This window comes from Komagataeibacter melaceti (assembly GCF_003403295.1).
GTDB classification, from domain to species: Bacteria; Pseudomonadota; Alphaproteobacteria; order Acetobacterales; family Acetobacteraceae; genus Komagataeibacter; species Komagataeibacter melaceti.
Genome location: NZ_QUWV01000139.1, coordinates 1 through 3,594, shown reverse-complemented (window position 1 = coordinate 3,594; position 3,594 = coordinate 1). Strand labels below are relative to the sequence as shown.

Sequence of the window (3,594 nt, the reverse complement as noted above, 5' to 3'; positions counted from 1 at the left end):
GCCACAGCCACAGCCACAGCCACAGCCACAGCCACAGCCACAGCCACAGCCACAGCCACAGCCACAGCCACAGCCACAGCCACAGCCGGCAGCGCGACCTGTTGTTTCCCGGCCCCCGCCGCCCGCCAGTGTAAAACGTGCGCCGCAGGAACCGCCTGTGCCCCATCCGGCCGCGCCAGCAACGCCATCACCTGTTCATGCTGGCCCCGGCGGGGAAACTGGCCTGAAGGGCGGCCCGACCAGCGCAGGCCACCCGGCTACTACGGCCAGAACGGAAACCGCTGCCCCCGCCAGCCCCACAGCCACAGCCCTGCACTGCACACCGCCCGCATGGCGTTACCCGGCAATGGCCCGCCATATGCATGAGGAGGGAACCGCCACGGTTGATCTGGTTCTGGCGGCATCCGGTCAGGTCGAACAGGCCGCCATCAAAACCAGCACTGGTTATGATGACCTGGACAGTACCGCCCTCGCGGCGGCGCGCAGGGTGCAATGCACGGCAGAAGGCGGCACGATGGCAGGCAGGCATGTATTGCTGCCGGTAATGTTCCATTTGCATTAGGCATGATCCGATGGCCCAGACGCGGCATGTGATCATGTTTGTCCACCGCCCTGTGCGACGAGAGACCGGACTGTCTAGCGGCATCTGGCCGGATGTATAGTGGGCTGGCGCTATTCCTCACCGCATATTGCGGAAGGTTTTCCAGTAAGCCGAAAGCGATGCCTGTGATGTCGTCCTGCACAACCGTGCGGCGCAGCAATATCGGTCTGCTCTTTCCACCCGTACGGGTAAGGGCGTGGAATCTGATAGAAAATATCTGGCATCCTTTCAGGGAAACAGGCTATCCAGCGCTATAATTGAGGGGACTGCCCCCATTATTAACGTCTTACGCAATGTCTGTAACAGCTTCGTTGCATGGCTCGGCATTGGCAAAAAAATCATTAATATTCATGTTGGCTTATTTCAAATAATACTTAAAATTACATATTGCATGGTGAAGAATAGACTATTTTTATGGAAATAAAAAATACTACGTTGACATTATGTTTGGGAGTTGGGTTAATGACTATCAAACTTATGATGCCACACCCATCCCCGGCGGACATAACATACAATGAAGTTTTATGTTTTGAACCTTACGCGCGCCCCTGAGCGTCTGGCTACTTTCAGAACAATCAATCCTGAATGTACGTATTTTAATAGAAAAGCTGCCGTCGATGGGAAAACCATTAACAGGGCGGACCTTGTAAGCCAGGGTCTCATAACGGCGGATCTTAATTATACCGATGGCGCCCTCGGGTGCGCCCTGTCACATATGATGATCTGGGCCGAAGTCCTTAAAAATCAGGAACCGGCAACCATTGTTGAAGATGACGCCATCCTGCGGGAAGATTTTTTGGCCGAGCAGGCACGTATACTTCAACAGACCTCCCCGGACTGGGAAATAATTCACTGGGGATTTAACACGGATGCTTACATCACATTCGATCTGATGCCGAATGTGTCGCCGTTTACCGGCAGCCTGTATCAGCACGCAATCTTACAGAATTTGCCGCAATTCCGTAAGGCTCGCTATCAGGCCCAGCTTCTGTCACTTCTGCGGTCTCATGGCACAATATGTTATTCCATTTCGCCATTAGGGGCCAAACATCTGCTCGAGAATGTCATGCCGTTACGGCCAATGGAAACATTCTACCCCGGATTGAACCGTAATAAGGCCAATACCGGCATAGATGACATGATGGCCAACCAGTACGAACGGATGAAGGCATATGTCTGCTTGCCTCCAATAGCTATTCCCGAAAATGATGTTTCCAGAAGTTCGGTCCAGCCACAGGGCGCGCAGGCTAATGTGAGTCCCCCGAAAAAGCCCATTATTTATGACATTGATTGCCGTAATATTTTGATGGGTGGAGAGAACGGGGACTCTTCAGAAGATTTTGCAAGGAAAAGTAAGGAAATTCTGCGTCCATCAACAAGGATAGAGAATTCCCCTCACATTAAGTTCCTGAAAGAATACGAATCCATCGGCGATGATATTTTCAATGAAGATGTTTTTGTACAGACGGAATATTGCAAAAATGCCATTTCCTGTATCCAGATTTATGGAAGCTATTTCAATCACACGACAGTCAGCGGTGTTATTGAACGGGCCAGACGCTTCATTGGCATGTACAAAAATGAAGCCCCTGTAGATCGCGTTGCGCCACAGGAAACACCGGCCGGCCAGCCCATTGCTGTCCGCAAGGTGTTCATGTCCAACTGTTATGAGCTTTTGGACGGGCATCATCGCTGCGCGATCGCCATGATGCGTGGCCAGACTTCCCTGCCCTGCAGTATTCAGGATATGGCTCCGGCGCTGACACCCATGCAGAAGCAGGTGTTACTGTCGTCATGGACAGATAAGGAAGCGATTCTTTATCAGCCGATTGATCTTCCTGAATTCGGCACCTGGCCAGTCGTCCGGAAATGTAGTGATCGGCTATCCATGATGCTGCGTTACCTTGAGACGTTCCCCATGAAGCTGGAAACATACGCAGATCTGGGCTGTAGCTATGGATGGTTTGTCAGCCAGATGCACAAAAAGGGCTATCGTGCGACAGGTATAGACAGGGATATCAATGCAACGGATGTTGGTTGCATTGTATATAATTTAAACAAAGAGAATATAATTATAGATAGTGTTGAAGGTTATTCAAAAAACACTACGAAGAAGTATGACATAGTTTCATGCTTCAGTGTTCTACATCATTTTGTTACGGGCCGGAGCGGGACTGTCAGCCCTGAATCTTTCATACGGGACATAGACAGGATGACAAATCACGTCATGTTCTTTGATATGGGGGAAGAACATGAAGATTGGTTCAAGCATTCCCTGAAGGGCTGGAATGCTGAGTTTATCAAATCCTGGCTTCTCGAAAATACAAGTTTCGATACCATTGAAATTCTGGGCAAGGATGAGGATGCGGTTGGAAACTATGCCAACCAGTATGGGCGTCATCTTTTTGCCTGTTCGCGGAAAAACCAGAAAACATCGTGAGTCAGTAATGTAGGTGTCCACTAGGTTCTGTTAGAGGCTGTTTGAAAATCACTGATTGATAAAACGCAACAAAAGTTTTTGGGTGCCGCCTTTTTTCAAAAAGGCGGCGTTTCCTGAAGCTTTCTGCAAAAAGCTTCCTTATGGTTACAAGATGTTCCGTAAATTGGCTTTTCAAACAGTCTCTTAGACCTTGATATAGTCTACAGTAGCAGCGATGAGGATGACGGAGAAGAAGGAGGCGGCGGTCTTCTCATATCGGGTTGCGACAGGCCGCCATTCCTTGAGCCTTGCCCATAGATTTTCGACCAGATGCCTATAAGCCTAATTCGGGCAGGCGACCTCGGGATCGTTCTTCATTGGCGGGGTGACAGGACGAGAGCAGCGGTTCCAAAGATCTTCACGGAATTTATATGAGGCATACCCACGATCGTCGACGACATGGATCGGTGGGTATGGCAGATCGTCGGTAACCGGCCGCTTAAGGCCGCCGTTGATCATGCGGCCTTTTTGTGAAGATCAGTCATGGGGTGCCAGTTCCATGGCAACAGTTCGT

General features: G+C 50.3%; 3 protein-coding genes. 2 read left to right on the top strand and 1 reads right to left on the bottom strand.

Annotated elements, in window-relative coordinates; all coding sequences use genetic code 11:
- Positions 1 to 157: 157 nt before the first annotated feature.
- Both DY926_RS13860 and DY926_RS13855 read left to right on the top strand, forming a co-directional pair.
- Positions 158 to 562: an energy transducer TonB gene (locus DY926_RS13860; protein WP_241503232.1), complete on the top strand. Its 405-nt coding sequence runs from the start codon at positions 158 to 160 to the stop codon at positions 560 to 562.
- 553 nt (positions 563 to 1,115) lie between these two features.
- Positions 1,116 to 3,041, top strand: a complete 1,926-nt coding sequence (locus DY926_RS13855) for a glycosyltransferase family 25 protein (RefSeq protein ID WP_116703902.1) — start codon at positions 1,116 to 1,118, stop codon at positions 3,039 to 3,041.
- 183 nt (positions 3,042 to 3,224) lie between these two features.
- Here DY926_RS13855 and DY926_RS18135 read toward each other — a convergent pair whose 3' ends face one another.
- Complete coding sequence (locus DY926_RS18135; RefSeq protein ID WP_408886070.1) at positions 3,225 to 3,350, bottom strand: transposase; 126 nt, start codon at positions 3,348 to 3,350, stop codon at positions 3,225 to 3,227.
- Positions 3,351 to 3,594: the final 244 nt, after the last annotated feature.